This is a genomic window from Bifidobacterium sp. SO1, assembly GCF_018555335.1.
GTDB classification, from domain to species: domain Bacteria; phylum Actinomycetota; class Actinomycetes; order Actinomycetales; family Bifidobacteriaceae; genus Bifidobacterium; species Bifidobacterium simiiventris.
The window spans coordinates 18,191-38,900 of record NZ_JAFEJR010000005.1; the positions used below are offsets into that span (position 1 = coordinate 18,191).

Genomic DNA, 20,710 nt, shown 5'->3' on the forward strand with positions numbered 1-20,710 from the left:
CCGGTGCTGGCTGCGGCGAAGTGCCGTCCGTCCTGCGGACGTGTGTCGGTCGGTTGGTAACGGCTCTGCGCTGAGTTATCAGACATCTGACAACTACTATCGTACCATGACATGACGTGCCACCGTGCGGTTACGTATAACCGACGCGGCAGCACGATCCTATCAATCCGTCGCCGTCAGCGTTTCGCCTGTTTGAGGGCGGCGCGCACGACGGCGGCGAACGCGGCGGTCGTGCCGAAGGCGACGCCGGCGAACACCTGCGGGCGGCGCAGCTCGTTGCGCAGGCCGATCGCGTCGGTGATGCAATGGTCCTCGAAGAACACGCGCACCTCGTTGCTCGAATACCGGCCGACCAGTTCGCCCCACGTGAGCATGCGCGTCACGTAGTTGCGCGGATTGTCTTCGCGAAACTCGAACAGGCGAATGCCGCGGTAGCGCGACTTCGGCCCGTAGCATTCGAATCCGCAGGTCGGCGCGTAGCCGAGGTCGATCCCGTCGACATGGCCGACGAACGAATTCTTGTGGTCGTGTCCGCAGAACAGCGCGAAATAGCCGCCCGCGTCACGCATTGCATCGACCTCGCCCACGTTCTCGTCCGCGCAGCCGATCGCCTCGCCGAGTCGCGAACCCGGCCGGCAGATCTCATGGTTGAGCACGTAGCAGTGCCCGGCGAAATTGCGCGCGCCCTCCACCGCGTTCGGCGTCCACGGGCTCACCTCGGTCAGGCAGTCGTAGAACTCCTGCGGCGGGATGTGCTGGAACGCGATCGTCGGCACCGGCTTGCCGTCGCCGTTGCGTGTCGCAAAGTCACGCTGCACGTCGCCCAGCCATGCGACCGCCTCGTCGCTCGGTGTGCCGTAGCCGTCGGAATCGGCGAGATCAAGACCGCGCGAATTGGCGACGTAGCGCGGATACTGCGCGTCGTTCTCCTCCGGCTTGCCCGCGTAGTCGCCCGAGTTGATCATCGTCACGCCCATCGCGACGCGGCCCGAGCCGTCCGACGCTGCGACCGGCAGCGCGAACGTGCCCGGCTCCAGCGAATCGGCCGGGTTCAGGCAGCCCGGATACTCGCGGTAGATGTCGTCCTGCTCGTCGGCGAGGATACCGCACTGGAAGTCGTGGTTGCCGTAGGTCGCGGCGAACGGCACGCCGGCGCGCACGACCGGCCCGAGGAACGCGCTGAACGTGTCGCGCACCTTCTGCCGGGTGTCGTCGAGCAGATCGTCGAGCGTGACGACGTCCTCGACCGGCGGCACGTCGGGGTTGCGGCGGGCGGCGATGCGCCGGTGGATGCCCTTGAGCTTCGCCTCGACCTCGGTGACGAGCCGCACCTTCGCGCCCGGATTCTCACCACGCCGGCGCAGGAACGTGTCGATGTACGCCGGATCGTAGCCGCGGATCTGATCGCCGGTGAAGACGACGAGATCGGGATCGGCGGCCTTGATCGCGGCCTCGATCATGCGGATCGTGTCGGGATGGACGTTCGGGCCGTCCTGGATGTCGGCCATCTGCAGCACGCGGAACGTGCCGTCTTCGCGGAACTTGAGCTCGGTGTGCGCTGTGCGGTGTGTCATGCACCCCATCTAACCGTGCGGCGTCCGCGAAAGCCATGCGAACGCCGCGATCTGCGCGGGAGCATCACGTTTGCGCAACCGTGCGTTTGCCGAACGTTCCGATTGACAGGTGATCGTCGGGTGCGTGACTGCCGACGGTCGGACGGCGGTTGCGCGGCGACTATGCACCCGCCGTCGCCAAATGCCGGAATGACGGCGATTTGCGGGGGTAAGACCGGTATGATGAAAGGTTGTACATGTTACGTACACGTAAACGATACGGCCGGGCTGAACCACCGGCGCAAATCCAAGAAAAGGAGGAGTGATGGGTCAGGATCAATCGTCAGTGTTTGATCTCGCGGCAGTCGCCGCAGCGTCCAACGGAGGGAACAACGACCCGCTGCTGCCTCCGGCACGATTCATCGGCGACCCGCAGAAGCCGAGCAAGATGCCGTACAACAAGTACGCCGCCTACGACAAGCAGGTGCCGTTCGACTATCCGCAGCGCACGTGGCCGGGCAAGCGCCTCGAGCGTGCCCCGCGCTGGTGCTCGGTCGACCTGCGCGACGGCAACCAGGCGCTCGTCAACCCGATGGACTCCGAACGCAAGCTGCGCTTCTGGAACCTGCTCGTCTCCATGGGCTTCAAGGAGATCGAGGTCGGCTTCCCGTCCGCGTCCGAAACCGATTTTGACTTCATCCGCATGCTCATCGAACGCGAGCTGATCCCGGACGACGTGACCATCGTCGTGCTCACCCAGTGCCGCGAACACCTCATCCGCCGCACCTACGAGGCGCTGCGCGGCGCCAAGCGCGCGGTCGTGCACTTCTACAACTCCGTGTCCGTGCTGCAGCGCGAGGTCGTGTTCCGCAAGAACAAGGCCGAGATCAAGCAGCTCGCCACCGACGCCGCCGAACTGTGCAAGAGCCTCGAATCCGAGGCCAAAGGCATCGACCTGTACTACGAGTACAGCCCGGAGTCGTTCACCGGCACTGAGCCGGAGTACGCGGTCGAGGTGTGCAACGCGGTCATTGACGTCATCAAACCGACGCCGGACCACAAGATGATCATCAACCTGCCGGCGACCGTGGAGATGACCACGCCGAACGTCTTCGCGGACGAGGTCGAATACGTCTCCAACAACTTGAACGACCGCGACTCGATCGTGCTGTCGCTTCACCCGCACAACGACGAGGGCATGGGCGTGGCCGCCACCGAACTCGCGCTGCTGGCCGGCGCGGACCGCGTCGAAGGCTGCCTGCTCGGCAACGGCGAGCGCACCGGCAACGTCGATCTCGTCACGCTCGGCCTGAACCTGCTCACGCAGGGCATCGACCCGCAGATCGATTATTCGAACGTGCCGGAGATTCGCAAGACGGTCGAGTACTGCAACCAGATCAAGATCTCCGAACGTCATCCGTACGCGGGCAACTTTGTGTTCACCGCGTTCTCCGGTTCGCACCAGGACGCGATCAAGAAGGGCCTCGAGGCGCGTCAGATGGCCGCAGACCGTGCCGGCGCCGACCTCGACAGTTTCGTGTGGCTCGTGCCGTACCTGCCGATCGACCCGAAGGACATCGGCCGCACGTACGAGGCGATTATCCGCGTCAACTCGCAGTCCGGCAAGGGCGGCATGGCGTACCTGCTCAAGACGAACCACAACCTCGACCTGCCGAAGCGTCTGCAGGTGGAGTTCGACAAGATCGTGCAGAAGTACGCGGACGACACGAAGAAGGAAGTCAAGGACGAGGACATCTGGCGTCTGTTTAAGGACGAGTACCTGCCGGTCGAGGAGTCGGGCGCGACGGCGGCCGGCGCGGTCGTGGGCGACACCCGCGACGAAAGCCTCGAGCAGTGGGGTCGTCTGAAGCTGCTCAAGGTGTCGGTCTCCTCCGGTGAGGACGGTTCGGACACCGTGCTCAAGGCGAAGCTGCTCGACCGTGGCGCGGGTGCGGCGAACGCCTCCGAGCCGGTCGTGCGTGAGCTGAGTGGCATCGGCAACGGCCCGATCGCCGCGTTCATCAACGCGATCTCGAACCTCGGCATCGAGGTGTCGGTGATGGATTACGTCGAGCACACGATGTCCGTCGGCACCGACGCGATGGCCGCCTCGTATGTCGAGGCGCAGGTCGGTGAGGACGCGGAGAGCCAGATCATCTGGGGTGTCGGCATCGACTCGTCGATCATCACCAGCTCGCTCAAGGCGATCATCTCCGCGGTGAACCGCAGCGAACGCTGACGTACGGTCGGCGTGCCGTGTCCGGCGCGTCGCAACTGATGTTGCTCCGGCTACGAACCGTCCACCGGACTGTTCATCGGAACGCTGACATCCGTCGGTACTGAATACGACGAAGGGCCTTCCTGCAATCATATGCAGGAAGGCCCTTCGCATGTGTTGCGGGGCTGCGTCTGTTACGCTGGCCCGCTTCCCGGGCTTACGGCCGTTGAGGTGCTCGGAACCAGCCGTAAGCCCGGGAGCGGTGCGCCGTCATCCGGGCATACGGCCGGTTTGAGGGGTGGAACCGGCCGTAAGCCCGGAGTCTAAAACACCACGGTTGGTTCCTAGAGGCCCTGTTGAGCCTGCTCGCGTAGCGGTCATCGAAAAGGGGCGGCATCCGCACGATGCGAATGCCGCCCCTGAACCTTGCCGTCTACTGGCCGGTGTTGTTGGAATCGGTGTTGCTCGAACCGTTGCTCGAACTTGAGCTGGAGCCGGTCGCGGTGCCGCTGCTCGATCCACTGCCGGAGTTGCCGGAGTTCGAACCAGTACTGCCGGAGTTCGAGCCCGAACCGCTGCTGCCTGAAGTGTCGCTCGAGGTCGAGCCGCCATCGCCGGAGTTACCGGTCGAACCGCTGCTGTCGGCCGAACCGTTGGAACCGCTGGAACTGCCGCTCGAATCGTCGCCGGAACCGTCGCCTGACGAACCGCTCGAACCGTCACCGCTCGAACTTGTGCCGGACTGCGACTGCTGCGCCTCCTGCTCGGCCTTCTTCTTGTCTTCCGCCTCCTGTTCGGCCTTCTGCTTGGCCGTGTCCTGCTGTTGCTGGTAGTAGGTCGCGCCCAGACCCCACGTGCCGTCCGGGCCGCCAATCTTGCCGTCGTCGGTCGCGGTCGGGAACTGCTCGACGGACATGCCGTTGAGCGCCTGACTCATGAACTCGGTGAACAGGTGCGCCGGGTATCCGGTCGAGGAGACGCCGTAGCCGGCGAACTCCGGCACGACCTGCGGTGAACCGTTCCCGTCCGGATTCCAGATCGCCCACACGCTGAGCAGTTGCGGCACGTAGCCAACGAATGAGGCCGCAGTCTCGTCGTTCGCGGTGCCCGACTTGCCGGCCACGGCCCGGCCGAGCGCCGCCGCGGTGCCTGCCGCGGTACCCGTCGTCGTCGTGCCCTGCATCGCCTTCTGCACGAGCGCGCAATCGTTCGCATCGAAGACCTTCTCGTTCGCGACCGTCGCCTTGTACATCTCCTTGCCCTGGTAGTCGGTGACGTCCGAAACGATGTGCAGCGTGTTCTTCACGCCGTTCGCGGCGATCGTGGAATGGCCCTGCGCCAGATCCCATACGGTCGTCGCGTTGATGCCGAGCACGTTGTACGGCGAGGTCTCGTCGATGTCGCTCTCGATGCCGGCCTGATGCGCGATCTCGGCCGTGCGCTGCGGGGTGAGATGCTCGTTGACGTTCATGAACACCGTGTTCACGGAATTCGCCGTGGCCTGGTAGAGGTTGATGTAGCCCCAGTTCATGTTGAGCGCGTTGTTCACCTCGTTCTCCAGTCCGGCGAAACGCTGGCCGGAATTACCGTTGAACAGTGTGCTGAAGTTCACGCCCTCCTGCGCGGCGCCCAGCAATGCGAACGGTTTCATCGTCGAGCCTGGCTGGAAGTTCGCCTGCGTGGCGTTGTTGTACTGGTTGGTCAGATAGTCCGAACCGGCGTACATGGCCTTGACCGTGCCGTCGCGCGGATCGACCGCGATGCCTCCCACCTGGATTGTCTCGGGCATGCCGTCCGGCCGTGTGTCGCCCACGGTCTGGATCGCGTCCTGCATGGTCTTGTCGATCGTGGTGATGATCTTGTATCCGCCCGTCTCGATGTCGTCTTTGGTGAACGTGCCCGAATTGATCAGCTCGTTCTCCACGGTGGTCAGCAGGTAGCCGTTGTAACCGCTGAACGCGTTGTTCTGCACGTACTCGATCGTCTCGGGCAGCGAATTCGCCTTGCTGTGTTCGACAGCGGTGATGTAACCGTCCTCCTGCATGATGTTGAGCACGCGCTTCATGCGCTGCGTGGCCATCGTCGCATTCACGGCCGGATCCCATGTGGACGGGGCGGGGATGATGCCGGCGATCATCGCGGACTCCTGCAGCGTCAGGTCTTTCGCGTCCTTGCCGAAGTACGCCTGCGCGGCCGCCTGGATGCCGTACGCGCCGCGGCCGAGATAGATCGTGTTCATGTAGTTGCACAGGATCTCGCTCTTGTCCTGCGCCTGCGCGAGCTTGAGCGCGAGGATCGCCTCGCGCGCCTTGCCGACATACGAAGTCGTTTCGCCTAGATAGTAGCGTTCCGCGTACTGCTGCGTGATCGTCGAACCGCCCTGGCGCGTGCCCTTGGTGACGTTGTTGAGCAGCGCGCGGCCCATGCCCTTCAGATCGATGCCCTTGTTCGTGTAGAACGTGCGGTCCTCGGACGCGACGATCGCGTTGCCGACGTAGTCGGGCAGGTCGTTGCACTCGATGATCTCGCGGTTCTGCTCGGCGAACGAGCCGATCTCGGTAGTGCCGTCGACGTAGTAGACGGTCGTCTTCTGCGCGAGCGCGATCTTGTCGGCCTGCGGGATTTCGGTGGTGATGTACAGGTATGCGAACGCGCCGACGCCGGTCAGGATGCCGAGGCCGAACAGTGCGCCGATGACGATGAGGATCCATTTGAGGATCGGGTGCCGGTTATTGCGCCGGTTGCGCCGGTTGCGACCGTGCCCCTTGGGGTTGACGGCGCGATGCGAGCCGCCGGTATGGCGTCGTGCGGCTGGTTTTCTGGTCGTGCCGCTGCTCACCGTTCGGGGGGCGCTGCCTGCCCGATGGGAGCCGCCGGAAGTACGTCGTGACTGTGAAACCATGGGCACCACCGTAGCCACTGCCCATGAACAACCGGGCGTTTTGAACCGATTCGCATGGTTCCCGGCATGATTTTGCGCCGAACTCTCACAAATTCAGCGGGCGCTCGGCAAGGCGCGGCGCGCCGGGTATGTCCGTGGATGCTGTACACTGTTTAACAGCCTCCACGCGGCGCTATGTCACCCAACTCCCCCAGGGCAGGAATGCAGCAAGGGTAAGTGGCCTCTGACGGGTGCGTGGAGGTTTTTCCATACTTTCCGGCATTCGGGGCATCGGAGCTATAACCCGGCATTCGTGGCGTGGGTCCGCATCTCCCCGGGCGTACGGCCGGTTCTGAGGCGTGTAACGGCCGTAAGCCCGGGAACGGGCCATGTTATCCCAGACAGCAGCCTCCCCTCCCGGGCTTACTGCCGGTTCGAAGGTGTGTAGAGGCCGTATGCCCGGGAGGGGTGTGGGCTTATGATCTCCCTTTCCGAGCTCATGATCTCCCTTCTCGAGCATACCCGCATTCTCCCGGGCATACGGCCTGCTGCTGCGTCTGAAACGGCCGTATGCCCGGGAACGTATGCCCGGGAACGGGGGCATGCCTTCCCGGCAGCAGCCTTCCTTCCCGGGCTTACGGCCGGTTCTGACCTTTACAATGGCCGTATGCCCGGGTGGGGGCGAGATTTCGGGCTTGGTTCCCGGGCATACGGCCGGTTTGGGGGTCCGTAGAGGCCGTAAGCCCGGGTGATCATCGGAGGCCATCGTAGAATCGTGGATATGACCGACGAACAGCAGCCCCTCGCATCCCCTCCCACGTCATTCGTGCCGTTGCGGCTTCCGGAACCATCATCCGAACCGTCCCGTGACGCGGCGGGCGGCCCGTCGTCGGGTGCGCCCGCGGTCAGCAGGAGTGGCCCGTCCGTCGTCATCCCCGGCATCGAACCGCTCGCCGACGATCCGTACGCCGCATCGTCCGATGTCGAGCGCGCCCTGTCCGAGCCCGACCCACTGCTCGCACGTCCGCGCACGTCGAGCCGCGTGCTATGCGTCGTGTTCGGACTGCTGCTCATCGCCGCCGCGTTCGGCGTGTGGTGGCTCGGCGTGTGCACCGAAACCGGCCAATCGTACGACGAGATCGTGGTCACCGGATTCGCGGACGCGCTGCCCGGCTGGCTCGCGGCGACGCTGAGCCCGTTCATCGACTGGAACGTAGGCACGGTGATCCTCAATCTCACGGTGCTGCTGTCGCTGCTGTTCGGCGCGATCGCGGTCGTCGTGACGATCGCACGCAAACGTTGGCTGTTGCTGGCCCAATTCGTCGCGATCGTCGCGCTGTGCTACGCGTCGACGTTCCTCAAGGAACTGCTGCCGCGGCCGTATCTGATCGATACGCAGACGCCGCACGCGAACTCCGCGCCGTCCGGTCACACGATCCTCGCGGCGGCCTCGTCGGTGCTGCTGTTGATCGTCGTGCCGCGCGTATGGCGAGCGGTGTGCGCGGTGATATCGGCCGGATTCACTGCGGTGATTGGGCTTTCGGTGATCGCCGGCGGCTGGCATCGGCCGACCGACGCGGCGATGTCGGTGCTGCTGGTTGGCGGATGGACGTTGATCGTGCTCGCGTTCACGGCGAAAACCGCGATGGACGAGCCGGGCAGTCGCGTCTCGTCGGCGAGCATCCAGATCGTCGGCACGGTGATGATCACGGCCGGACTGCTCGGCATCGCATACGCTGCATACGTTATCTGGCAGGTGCTGCCGGGACTCGCGCTGAGTGCGGCATGGTCCGCTTCGGGCGCGTATCTGTCGACGATCGTGGGCGTGAACGGGGTGACGTTGCTGACCGTCGGCCTCGTGCTCGCGATGCGTCAGCTGACCGCCGCCCCGCTGAGCCGGCTCGGTCTGATCGGCGCACCGCCCGCCCCGCCGCAGCAGTAGCGCGGCCGTAGCCGCCACACGACGGGTTTGGCCTTTGGCCGCACGTCATGGTTAATATGACGTTCCGTAAGGCAAGTATGTAAGGAGCAGTCATGGCAACCGGCAGCAAGCTCGTCATCGTGGAGTCTCCCACCAAGGCCAAGAAGATCGGCGGGTATCTCGGCGAAGGGTACACCGTCAAGGCATCGGTGGGCCACATCCGCGATCTCGCCCAGCCCAGCCAGGTGCCCGCCGCCGACAAGGAGAAGTTCGGCAAGTTCGGCGTGGACGTCCAGGACGGGTTCAAGCCGTATTACATCGTCGACGGCGACAAGAAGAAAACTGTCGCCGATCTCAAATCCGCGCTGAAGAACGCCGATGAGCTTTACCTCGCGACCGATGAGGATCGCGAAGGCGAGGCGATCGCGTGGCATCTCGTGCAGACGCTCAAGCCTAAGGTGCCGGTCAAGCGCATGGTGTTCCACGAGATCACGCCCGAGGCGATCAAGGCGTCGCTGACCAACACGCGCGACGTGGACGGCGCGATGGTCGATGCGCAGGAGACGCGCCGCATCCTCGACCGACTCTACGGCTACGAGCTCTCGCCGGTACTGTGGCGCAAGGTCGGGCCGGGCCTGTCCGCCGGCCGCGTGCAGTCCGTCGCCACTCGACTGATCGTCGAGCGCGAACGCGAGCGCATGGCGTTCGTTCGCGCGCCCTACTGGGATGTGACCGCCGAACTCGTCGCCCCCGACGCCGAAGGCCAGGACGTGCAGTTCGACGCGCGCATGGTCTCGCTCGGCGGCAAGCGGCTCGCCGTCTCCAAGGACTTCGGCGCTGACGGCAAGCTCACGCCGGACGGATTCGCCGGCAACGTCCTCCAACTCGACGAATCATCCGCGAACGCCGTCGCGGAAACGCTCAAATCCGCCGCGTTCACGGTGCTGTCCACCGAATCCAAGCCGTACCGCCGTCGTCCGCAGCCGCCGTTCACCACGTCGACGCTGCAGCAGACCGCTGGCAACCGGCTTGGCATGAGCTCGCGCCAGACCATGCGCGCCGCGCAGGGCCTGTACGAGAACGGCTACATCACGTACATGCGTACCGATTCGGTCACGCTCTCGCAGGAGGCGATCGCGGCCGCACGCAACGCCGTCGAATACCACTTCGGCAAGGCGTTCCTGTCGGACGCGCCCAAGCAGTACGCGACCAAAACCGCCGGCGCGCAGGAGGCGCACGAGTGCATCCGCCCGGCCGGCGCGCGATTCCGTGACCCGGCCGAACTGGCAAGCCTTGTGCCGCCAGACCAGCTGAAACTGTATACGCTGATCTGGCAGCGCACATTGGCATCGCAGATGGCCGATGCGACCGGATCGACCGCGACCGTGCGGCTGAGTGCGTCGGCGGGCGCGGCATACGGCGAGGCCGTGTTCCAGGCGTCGGGCACGGTGATCGAGTTCTTCGGCTTCATGAAGGCGACTGGGGAGGGACGCAAGGCGGCTGGCTCTGGTGCCGGCGCGGCCGGCGCGAAGGCCGATGCGAACGATGGTAAGGCTGCGAAGAACAGTGAGGAGAACGCGTCGCTGCCTCCGATGAGCGTCGGCCAGCAGGTGAGCGCGGATGACGTGAGCGCGGACGGCCACGAGACGCAGCCGCCGGCACGTTACACCGAGGCGTCGCTCGTGAAGACCTTGGAGGCCAAGGAGATCGGCCGTCCGTCGACGTACGCGAGCATCATCTCGACGATCATCGACCGCGGATACGTGTACGAGCGCGGCCGGGCGCTGATCCCGTCGTGGCTTGCGTTCTCGGTCATCAAACTGCTCGAGACGAAGTTCCCGAAGTACGTGGACTACGAGTTCACGGCCGACATGGAGAACGGACTTGACCAGATCGCGCACGGGCGTGAAACCGGGCGTGACTGGCTGACGCGGTTTTACTTCGGGTCGGGCGAGGGCGCGGCCGCGAACGCCGACGAGGCGCACGCGGGCCTGCAGCAGCAGGTCGCGCAGCTCGGCGAGATCGATGCGCGCGCGATCAACACGATCGACATCGGCGACGGGCTGCATGTGCGCGTCGGCCGGTACGGCCCGTATCTGGAGGATATGGAGCATCTGGATGCGGAAGGCAACCCGAAGCGCGCGTCGCTGCCGGAGACGCTGGCGCCGGACGAGCTGACCGTCGAGGTCGGGCATGACCTGATCGAGCACAATTCGGGCGGGCCGCGCGTGCTCGGTGTGGACCCGGTGAGCGGCGGCACGGTCGAGGTGCGCAACGGGCGGTTCGGGCCGTATGTGGCGCTCGTGCCGGCGGAGGCTGCGGCTGCCGAGACGACGGGTGCAGGTGAGGTCGCCTCGGCTGGCTCGACCGAGGCGGAGACCAAGACCAAGGCCAAGAAGACCACCAAGAAGGCCGCGGCCGCGCCGAAGCCCAAGATGGCGTCGCTGTTCAAGACGATGAGCCCCGAATCGCTCACCCTTGAGGACGCGCTTCGGCTGCTTAGCCTGCCGCGACTCGTGGGTTCGTATGAGGAAACGAACGCCGAAACCGGCGAGATCTCCGAGGTCAAGGTCGAAGCGAACAACGGCCGCTACGGTCCGTACCTGACCAAGACGGCGGTGGACGGCAAGAGTGAGACGCGTTCGCTCGCCTCGGAGGACGAGATCTTCACGGTCGACATCGACAAGGCGAAGGAACTGTTCTCCCAGCCGAAGTACGGTCGCGGCCGTGGACGCGGCGCGGCCAAGCCGCCGCTGCGCGAGCTCGGCCCGGATCCGGAGACCGGCAAGCCGGTGACCATCAAGGACGGCTTCTACGGCGCGTACATCACCGACGGTGAAACCAACCGCACGGTGCCCAAGCAGTACACGCCCGAGTCGATCGAACCGGCCGAGGCGTTCCGCCTGCTCGCCGAAAAGCGCGCGGCCGGCCCGGCCAAAAAGCGCACGCGCAAGACGGCGGCGAAGTCGGGCACTGCCGCGAAGAAGACCGCGACCAAGTCGACGGCCAAGAAGACCGCTGCATCCAAGACCAAGGCGGCTTCTTCCGCGAAGAAGACGACCACGCGCAAGTCCGCCGCCAAGAAGACCGCCGAGGCCGCATGACCGGAGTGTTTGTTTCGTTTGAGGGCGTCGACGGCGTGGGCAAAACCACGCAGGTCGAGCGGTTGCGTGCATACCTTGAGGCGCAGGGTCGCGAAGCGGTGGTCACCCGCGAGCCGGGAGGCACACCGCTGGGCCAGGCGATCCGCCGCATGCTGCTGCACGGCGTGGAGGGTGCGGCCGATATCGCCGCCCGCGCTGAGGCGCTGTTGTTCGCGGCCGACCGCGCCCAGCATGTGGCCGAGGTGATCCGTCCGGCACTCGAACGCGGGGCGGTCGTCATCACCGACCGGTATCTCGACTCGTCGCTCGCCTATCAGGCGGGCGGCCGCGAATTGACCGCCGACGAGATCCGCAATCTCAGCCTGTGGGCCACGAACAACCTGCTGCCGGTTCGCACGTATCTGCTCGACATGGATCCGGCGCTCTCGCACGCGCGTCTGCAACACGCGGCCGACCGTATGGAATCCGCGGGCGACGGCTTCCAGACCCGCACCCGTCAGGCGTTCCTCGACTTGGCTGCCGCCGAGCCGGGCCGGTTCCGCGTGATCGACGCAAGCAAATCGATCGAAGACGTGTGGGCGCAGATTCATGAGGATATTGACGAGGTGATCGCCGGGGGAGAAGAAGATTTCTCGGCTTCGCTGTGCTCCGCTCGAAATGACGAGGGAACGGAGTTGCGCTCCGACCGCAATAACAATGAGGACGGCAATGCCTCTCGACATGACACGATGACGGGCGGTGTGCGATGAGCGTATGGGATTCGATCGTCGGCCAGAAACCGGTCGTGGAACAGCTCAAGGCCATCTCCACCGGCGACCCGAAGGCCATCGCGCAGTCATGGCTGATCTGCGGCCCTCCCGGCTCCGGCCGCTCGAACGTGGCCAAGGCGTTCGCCGCCGCGCTCGAAAGCCCCGATCACGGTCTGAACGACGAGCCAACCAAAACCACGCGTGAAGTCCTCGCCGGCACGCACCCTGACGTCACCGTGCTCGCCACGAACAAGGTCACCATCGGCATCGACGAGGTGCGCGACCTGATCGGCGTCAGCGAGCAGATGCCCGGCACCGCGCCGTGGCGGATCATCATCATCGAAGACGTCGACCGTATGCTCGAGCGCACCACGAACGTGCTGCTCAAGGAGATCGAGGAGCCGGCCGAACATACGATCTGGCTGTTGTGCGCCCCGAGCGCACAGGACGTGCTGCCCACGATCCGGTCGCGCACCCGCATCGTGAACCTTGCTGTGCCCACGAACAAGGCCGTCGCCGCGTTCCTCATGAACACGGTGAACCCGTCCCTGCCCGACGACCGGCGCTTTACCGAGCACGTGGCCGCCCGCGCAGCCCGGCTCGCGGAAGGCCATATCGGCGTGGCCCGGCTGTACGCTACGAACGAGCGCGTGATGACCGACCGCGACGAACTGATCGTCGGCGTGATCGGCCTGCACCGCGCATCGGACGCGGTGTTGCTCGCCGGCGATCTGATCGACAACGCGAAAGGTCAGGCCGAAGCGGATGTGGAAGCGCAGGCGGCGCGCGCCGAAGCTGATTTCCGTCGCGTCAACGGTCTGGGGGAGAAGGATCGCATCCCGCTCAACCTGCGCGGCGCGTACAACCAGATCGCCAAAAAGGACGAACTGAAGCGGCAGGCGACCCGTCGCAGTCGCGACGTGCTCGACCGTGCGCTCAATTCGATCGCCAGCGTGTACCGCGATGTTGCCGTGATGCAGAACAACGCGGAGGACGCGGTCGGGATCATCAATCTGGAGAACCGCGAGGCGATTGCGGAACTGTCGGCGCGGCTGAGCCGGGCCGGTGCGGTGCGGCGGTTGGACGACATCGCCACGGCCCGCCGCCGTCTCGCCGGCAACGGCAACCCCACCCTCCTGTTCGAGGCCCTCTTCTGCGCCCTGATTCCGTAGGGATGATACTCCCGAGGCCGTGTCTGTCTGCGCGCGATGATCACATTCGTGTAGAGAGACGTTCGATAATACGTATTTGGCAAGTGTTTCCCGACATGCACCGTTTGCGTATTGGTCTTGTTTTTGGCATAATAATATTCGCTTTCTCTCGCAAGAGGAAGGCTCCAAGTCGCCGGGGGTATTCCCCCGGCAGCCTTTTTTCATTCCGTCCACTCGTCAGGAGTCCGATGAGCGAACTGAGCATCTTTGTGGACGAGTCCGGTGAATGGGGCAAACGGTCGGAATATTATCTCATCACACTGGTCTTCCATGTTCAGTCGGAGCCTATTGTGGAGCATATTGCCAGTTATGAACGGCATTTGGCTGACTCGAGATTGCCCGATATCCCCTTTCATGCTGGACCGTTGTTCAACGGGCACGATGACTATGAGCATGTGGATCTGTCGGATCGAAAGCGCCTCTTCGTTGCGTTTTTCAACCTTGTACGTAACTTGCCGTTTCGTTATGTGACATTCGCTCATCACAAAAGCGTGTTTGACGGGCGCAAAAGCAGGTTTGAAGCCCAGCTCAAGCGTGATCTTGCTGACTTCCTCCTCTCTCATCTGGATGAGTTGCAGTCCTATAAAACGATCAAGGTGTATTACGATAACGGGCAACAGGTCGTATCGAATGCGCTGAAAGCTGCTATCGATTATGCCCTGTCCAAGGAAGCGGTCGTATATAAGGATGCCCAGCCGAAGGACTATCGACTTGAACAAACCGCTGATCTGATGTGCACCATCGAGCTTACGGCTTTGAAATTCGATTCGGGAGAAGAAACCGCTACGGATCTCAAAATGTTCAGAAACCGACGCGACTTTCGGAAAAATTATCTGAAGATTCTACGTCGTAAGCGGTTCTGATGCTCCCGTGTGGGATGCGTATCGGCTACATAGAAGAGGTTTGCTGTGGCTTATCGGTATGAAGACGATATTACGCGTAAAGATTTGTTGCGCCTCATTGCAAAGGCTTCTCGTCAAGGATTGCTTGGGCTTTTCGCCGGCGCAGGATTGTCGATAGATGTGCTTGGCAAGGACAAGACCTTGAATTGGCGTCAACTATTGCAACGTTGCGCTACAGTCATGGAACGCGGAGAGATCGACCAGGAAAAGCTGTTTGGTACCGATGCTATGCAGCATCTCGACTATCCGGGTATCGCCACGGAGCTATGCCATCTGTATGCTAAATCCCATAACGATATCAGTGAGACTCAAAGCATTCAAGTGCTGAAACAGGTGGTTGCAGAACAGATCGCTGGATATCCCGATCCATCGAAGGAAAAAGGCGGACGATATGAGGAATATTTCGAGAAGTTGAATTTCGACTGGATCGTAACAACGAATTACGATTCAGTCGTCGAGACGCTGTTGCAGGGAAAAGCATTGCCGCTGTTGACTCATGATGCTTTTGTGAATGTGGCTAATCTTACGCCCGTCTGCCACATCCATGGCAGTGCGATGGATCCATCTTCGATTGTTATCACGCAGGACGATTACACGAGATTCTTCCGTGCCGGCAATTATTGGCAGGCGAGAATGCCCTTTCTGATCAAGGAGCATCTCGTCTTGATGTTGGGCTACGGTATCGGCGATTCCAATATCACATCCGCTATGGATTGGTGTGACTCGGTTTACAAGAACGATACCCCGGAATACTCATATCCGGTGGTGCAGGTGAACTACACTGACAGTGATAACGCGTCAGAGAAACCATATATCAAACATTATGGGGACAGCGAGATCTATGTGATCGACACGAATAGTCTTACTTCATTACTGGACGAGCTGATGACAGTGTGTGATGCTGTGGATCGGGAACGGGAGCAGCTGGAGCGGGAAATAGAAAATAAGCGGAACATGTTTAATTCATCTGATGATAAATATGTGCTGAGTTTTATTAAAAATGAAACATTTCGACACAGAGTATTGGATTTCATGAAAGAACTTGGAAGTGAGTATGGTTTTCTTTGGTCTGACTTTTTGAGTTTCTTCGATCGCGTTATAGCAATGGCATACGATAAGCCAACTATAATATGGGATTTCCCCAAATATGCTGCTTGGTTGAGGATGCTTATTGATATTGGTGCCAGAGTTGATCCATTAAGAATTCCGCCGAAGCTATTTCATCAATGCTGTGATAAATTTAATGATGTAGTCGGTTATATTAGCTATGACAAAGGCTCTTCTTGGGAGGCTGCGGACGTATGGCGTGACCGAGGAGATGAGATCGGGACGTCGTTTCAACTGCAGATGTACCGTTATTTTGTAGCTCAAAGATTAGATGATTCCAGGAAATTACTGGAAAAGAAGTTTTCGAAATTACGTGATCTTAAGTAGATAGTGCGAATACAACCTTTTCTGTGACGTGTCGATCTTTTTGCGCTTGTATCTCGGTCGTTGGGATCGTGCCCGAACGTACCCGCGATACACTGAAGCCATGAAGATTTCCGCTGATTTCACGGTGGTGCCCGACGACTTCGCGAAAGCCGCCGCGCCCGAATATCGCAATGGCGGCGTGCCCGTCATCTCCTTCCCGTTCTACATCGACCAGATCGACCCATCCGTGCGCTACCTGCACTGGACGTTCACCGATCCCGATTCGATTCCGGTGTGCGGCTTCGAATGGATCCACTGGACGGTCGCGAACCTGCCGATCGACGCGCTCATGTATGACTTCAACGATTCGCATGCGCTGCAGATCCCGCCGGACTTCTCGCGCCAGCTTCCCGCGATGATCCCGGAGGCCGTGCAGGGCCGCAATTCGTCGGCCAGCAAGTTCGTGGGCCGCGACAATGATCCGGCTATCACGATGCGCTACAACGGCCCGCAGCCGCCGGACAAGGACCACGACTACTACCTGCACGTGTGGGGCACCAAGGAGCCGTTGCCCGGCCTCAACCAAGGATTCTGGATGAACGAGCTGCTTCACGCACTGAGAAACTGCGGCGAAACCCCGGACCAGGGCGGTATCTTCGTTACCGGAAAAGCGTGATTCACCAGAAATAGGAAGCCATACGGCTCTCATAGAGAAAGTCACAGCAGTCATCAGAAAGGAAGCAACATGCCCTGCACCACGATTCTGGTCGGCAAGGACGCCAGCTACGACGGTTCCACGATCATCGCCCGCAACGAGGACAGCTCCAACGGCGAGTTCAACCCGAAGCGTTTCGTCGTCATCAAGCCCGAGGAACAGCCGAGCGTCTACCACAGCGTCATCTCCCACCTGACCATCGACCTGAGCGAGGAGACCCCGCTGCGCTACACGGCCGCGCCGAACGCCGACCTCAAGGAAGGCATCTGGGGCGAGGCCGGCATCAACGAGGCGAACGTCGCGATGAGCGCCACCGAAACCCTCACCACGAACGAGCGCGTGCTCGGCGCCGACCCGTTCGTCGAGTACCAGCCGGCCAAGGGCGATCCGGACAGCGACGACTACGAACCGGAAGTGCTCGGCGGCATCGGCGAGGAGGACTTCGTCACGCTCGTCCTGCCGTACATCAAGACCGCCCGCGAAGGCGTCGAGCGTCTCGGCTCGCTGCTCGAACGGTTCGGCACCTACGAGATGAACGGCGTCGCGTTCTCCGACGTGAACGAGATCTGGTGGCTGGAGACGGTCGGCGGCCATCACTGGATCGCCAAGCGCGTGCCGGACGAGGCGTACGTGACCATGCCGAACCAGCTCGGCATCGACGAGTTCGATCTCGAAGACGCGCTCGGCGAGCAGGAGAATCACATGTGCTCGGCCGATCTCGCCGAGTTCATCGAAGACAACCATCTGGACCTGTCGGTCGAATCGACGTCGCCGTTCAACCCGCGCGACGCGTTCGGCTCGCACTCCGACATGGACCACGTCTACAACACGCCGCGCGCATGGTCGATGCAGCGCTTCCTCAACCCGTACGACGAGGTCTGGGAAGGCCCGGACGCCGATCACACGCCGGAATCGAACGATATTCCGTGGGCGCGCCAGCCCGAACGCAAGGTGACGATCGAAGACATCAAGTATGTGCTCTCCGACCACTATCAGGGCACCGAATTCGATCCGTACGGCAAACGCGGCGACGAACGCACCAAGCACATGTACCGCCCGATCGGCATCAACCGCCAGAGCCAGCTGTCGGTCATGCAGATCCGCCCGTACCGCCCGCAGGTCAGCCGCGCGATCCAGTGGATCGCCTACGGTTCCAACCCGTTCAACACGCTCATGCCGTTCTACACGAACGTCGACGCGACGCCGGCGTACCTGGAGGACACGACCACGCGCGTGACAACCGAGAACTACTACTGGGCGAACCGTGTGATCGCCGCGCTGTGCGACGCGCAGTTCTCCGACAACGAGCCGGCCGTGGCGCGTTACCAGGAGAAGACCGGCGCGCTCGGACACCAGCTGGTCGCGCAGACCGATGCGGAGGTCAACGCGATGGAAGACGTGTGGCCGACGGTCGCGGAGGCCGTGGCCGAGGCCGCTGCCGAAGACGTTGCGGACGCGGATGACGCTGATGAGACGGATGGATTCGACGGCGAGCTGGACGAGTTCGATGCCGGCGCCGATCTCGACGTGCAGCCGATGGAACCGGACGAGATCGTGGACGCGCTGCGCGCGAACGAGGCCGTGCGCGAGACGCTGACCGCCGCCAACCAGCGGCTGGCCGACCGGCTCAAGACCGAGACGGACAAGCTGCTCGACACCGTGCTGTACAACACCAGCATGAAGATGAAGAACGGCTTCCACCTGTCCGATTTCTAAGGTGTTCGTTTTACTTGGCCCCCTCGGCTAGGCCGAGCCGTGAAGAAAACGCCGGAGGCGTTTTTAGGCGAGGGTGAGCGACAGCGAACCTAAAAAACAGCGGGCGAAGGCCGTCCGTAATTGCAGATGGCTGTCAGCGTAGCTGACTGGGGGAGTGTCAGAAGCAAACTGACGATAATGGTTGTCATGTCTCTTCTCCCGCTGTCATTCAAGCGAGGTGCAATCCTTTTCCCCACCCTTAGTCATTTCAAGCGAGGCGCAGCCGAGTCGAGAAATCGTTCACAGACGTTATCCTGTGAAAGGAAGATTTCTCCGCTCGGCCGCGCCTCGGTCGTTTCATCTGTCGATCCCGGGCGCGAGGAAAGAAAGGATTCCCGTATATGACCTCCATCGAGGATTTCACCAGCCAGTACGGCCTGGTCAAGAAGATCGACGCGTTCGGCTACATGGATTACCTCAAGTCCAACCCTGACGCGCCGCGCAAGCACGGCAAGGTCGTGCTTGTCACCGCCGACACGCCGCTCAAGGCGTCTCGCGGCGAAGGTAAGACCACCACCACGATCGCGCTCATCGACGCGCTGCGTGCGCGTGGCATCGACGCGACCGCCGTGCTGCGCCAGCCGAGCATGGGCATCACCGCGGCCGGCTCGAAGGGCGGCGCGTCCGGCGGCGGCAAGGCGTCGCTGACCCACCCGGAGCTCATCGACTGGGGTCTGTGCGGCGAGATGGCCGCCATCGCGGCCGCCCAGAACCTGCTCGTCTCCTTCGCCGAGAAGGCGATCGACGAGGGCAAGCTCGACGACGTGCTCGTGCCGCGCGTCTCCGAAGTGCCGTCGCGCTCCCTGCGTTCGATCACCGTGGACGCGGGCAAGAACAACGTGGCCGAGAAGGTCGTGCTCACGCCGACCTCCGAGCTCATGCAGATCGTCGTGCTGTCGCGTTCGATGGACGAGATCGGCGAGCGCGTGTCCCGCATGATCGCCGGCACCAAGGACGGCAAGGCCGTCACCTTCGGCGAGTTCATCGACCTGTGGCGCATCACGAACATGCTGGCCGACGCGGTCAAGCCGGCCCTGACCGAGACCGTCAACGGCTCGCCGGTGTACGTGCACGGCGGCCCGTTCGCGAACGTGTCGATCGGCATCCCGACGCTGATCTCGGTGGAGATGGCGTGCGCGCTGCACGACGTCGTCATCGTCGAGGCCGGCTACGGTACCGACGCGGGCGCGCAGAAGTGGCTCGACATCGCGTGCCGCGAGTTCGGCGCGCAGTGGCCGTCCGCCGCGATCGTCGTGACCCGCGCTTCGACGTGGCGTGACGATCCGGAGCTGGCGTGGCGTTATCCGTTCCACGTGAACCGCCTTGAAGGCCTTGATATTCCGGCGTTCCCGCTCATCAACCTGTGGGAGGGCGAGGACGATCAGATTCCGGAGCTTCGCGAAACCGCCAAGAAGCTGGAGTTCCGCGATCCGATCATCGGCAACCTGTACCGCGACGGCGGCGAGGGTCTGGCTTCGCAGTTGGATGCGTTCGTTGACGTGCTGACGAACGGCTCGATGCCGGCCCGCCCGCACAGCCACAAGGGCATGTCCGTGATCGAGAACGTGAAGTGGGTTGCCGAGCATGCGTACGGTGTGCCGGCCGACCGCGTGCTGCTCAAGGACGGCTTCGTCTCCTCGCGTGACGCGGCCGTGGCGCTGTGCGAGTCCGCGGGCCTGTCGCTGGCCGATCTGGCGCTGGTCGCGGTCAAGTCCCCGGCCACGATGACCGACAACGACCGTCTGCCGGAGGGCGAGCGCACGGTGACCCTGAAGAAGGTCGAAGTACACGCGGGCGCCGGTCTGGTGCACGTGAATCTGACCACGTCGCTCACCACCCCGATGCCGAAGATCGTGTGATTCTTGTGACGGATTTCGCCGGATAGCCGGCCGGGCCTGTCACAGTGGTCCGGATCCGTCGTCCGTTTCGTTCGTAAAAGTGGGTAGATCCGGACACGACAATCCATAGGTGGGTAAATCTCAACCAGTAACTGCCGATTCGGCAGACTAAGGAGTAGAGATTTACCCACCTTTCGCTTTTTTGTCCGGATACGGCCGGTTTCATACCCCGAACCGGGCGTAAGCCCGGGAGGTTGCCCGCTCAGCCCCCAGTTTCCCGGTGGCTCCCGGTGTCTCCCCGGTAGTTCCCGGTGTCTTTCCCGGGCATACGGCCGGTTCGAGTCATGGAAACGGGCGTAAGCCCGGGAGCTGCCCCGTGTCCTCTGTCTTTCCCGGGCATACGGCCTGTTTGGCGTCCGAAAACGGGCGTATGCCCGGGAATCATCCCGT

Annotated in this window: 12 protein-coding genes and 1 other RNA gene; 11 read left to right on the forward strand and 2 right to left on the reverse strand. The window is 62.7% G+C overall.

All coding sequences use genetic code 11. The annotated features are described in order from the left end of the window. Positions 1 to 176 precede the first annotated feature (176 nt). Positions 177 to 1,574 carry a metallophosphoesterase family protein gene (locus tag JS541_RS05850; RefSeq protein WP_214373550.1) on the reverse strand — a complete coding sequence of 466 codons (1,398 nt, stop codon included), beginning with the start codon at positions 1,572 to 1,574 and terminating at the stop codon, positions 177 to 179. A gap of 304 nt (positions 1,575 to 1,878) precedes the next feature. Here JS541_RS05850 and leuA point away from each other — a divergent pair, with 304 nt between their 5' ends. Next, positions 1,879 to 3,792, forward strand: a complete 1,914-nt coding sequence (leuA, locus tag JS541_RS05855; protein ID WP_214373551.1) for a 2-isopropylmalate synthase — start codon at positions 1,879 to 1,881, stop codon at positions 3,790 to 3,792. 412 nt (positions 3,793 to 4,204) lie between these two features. Here leuA and JS541_RS05860 read toward each other — a convergent pair whose 3' ends face one another. Then, entirely contained in the window at positions 4,205 to 6,478 is a 2,274-nt protein-coding gene (locus JS541_RS05860; RefSeq protein WP_346428294.1) for a transglycosylase domain-containing protein, read from the reverse strand. 349 nt (positions 6,479 to 6,827) lie between these two features. On the opposite strand from JS541_RS05860, the gene ffs reads away from it, so the two are divergent. The 10 genes from ffs to JS541_RS05910 all read left to right on the forward strand — a co-directional run bounded on the left by ffs (position 6,828) and on the right by JS541_RS05910 (position 20,281). After that, an RNA gene (gene ffs / locus JS541_RS05865) (signal recognition particle sRNA small type) lies at positions 6,828 to 6,922 on the forward strand. Positions 6,923 to 7,433: 511 nt separating this feature from the next. Next, positions 7,434 to 8,594, forward strand: coding sequence for a phosphatase PAP2 family protein (locus tag JS541_RS05870; RefSeq protein ID WP_214373553.1), 1,161 nt, complete (start codon positions 7,434 to 7,436; stop codon positions 8,592 to 8,594). Between the two features lie 92 nt (positions 8,595 to 8,686). Then, positions 8,687 to 11,677 (forward strand): type I DNA topoisomerase, encoded by a 2,991-nt coding sequence (gene topA, locus JS541_RS05875; protein WP_214373554.1) that lies wholly within the window; start codon positions 8,687 to 8,689, stop codon positions 11,675 to 11,677. Further along, positions 11,674 to 12,426 (forward strand): dTMP kinase, encoded by a 753-nt coding sequence (gene tmk / locus JS541_RS05880; RefSeq protein ID WP_214373555.1) that lies wholly within the window; start codon positions 11,674 to 11,676, stop codon positions 12,424 to 12,426. The genes topA and tmk overlap by 4 nt, the downstream gene beginning before the upstream one ends. Further along, positions 12,423 to 13,598, forward strand: coding sequence for a DNA polymerase III subunit delta' (locus tag JS541_RS05885; RefSeq protein WP_214373556.1), 1,176 nt, complete (start codon positions 12,423 to 12,425; stop codon positions 13,596 to 13,598). The genes tmk and JS541_RS05885 overlap by 4 nt, the downstream gene beginning before the upstream one ends. A 227-nt stretch (positions 13,599 to 13,825) precedes the next feature. Beyond that, a complete protein-coding gene (locus JS541_RS05890) occupies positions 13,826 to 14,500 on the forward strand; it encodes a DUF3800 domain-containing protein (RefSeq protein ID WP_214373557.1) in 675 nt (224 codons plus the stop codon). Positions 14,501 to 14,545: 45 nt separating this feature from the next. Then, entirely contained in the window at positions 14,546 to 15,973 is a 1,428-nt protein-coding gene (locus JS541_RS05895) for an SIR2 family protein (protein WP_214373558.1), read from the forward strand. Between the two features lie 100 nt (positions 15,974 to 16,073). Beyond that, entirely contained in the window at positions 16,074 to 16,628 is a 555-nt protein-coding gene (locus tag JS541_RS05900; RefSeq protein WP_214373559.1) for a YbhB/YbcL family Raf kinase inhibitor-like protein, read from the forward strand. Positions 16,629 to 16,697: 69 nt separating this feature from the next. After that, positions 16,698 to 18,383: a C69 family dipeptidase gene (locus JS541_RS05905; protein WP_214373560.1), complete on the forward strand. Its 1,686-nt coding sequence runs from the start codon at positions 16,698 to 16,700 to the stop codon at positions 18,381 to 18,383. A gap of 380 nt (positions 18,384 to 18,763) precedes the next feature. Then, positions 18,764 to 20,281 carry a formate--tetrahydrofolate ligase gene (locus JS541_RS05910; RefSeq protein ID WP_214373561.1) on the forward strand — a complete coding sequence of 506 codons (1,518 nt, stop codon included), beginning with the start codon at positions 18,764 to 18,766 and terminating at the stop codon, positions 20,279 to 20,281. Positions 20,282 to 20,710 lie beyond the last annotated feature (429 nt).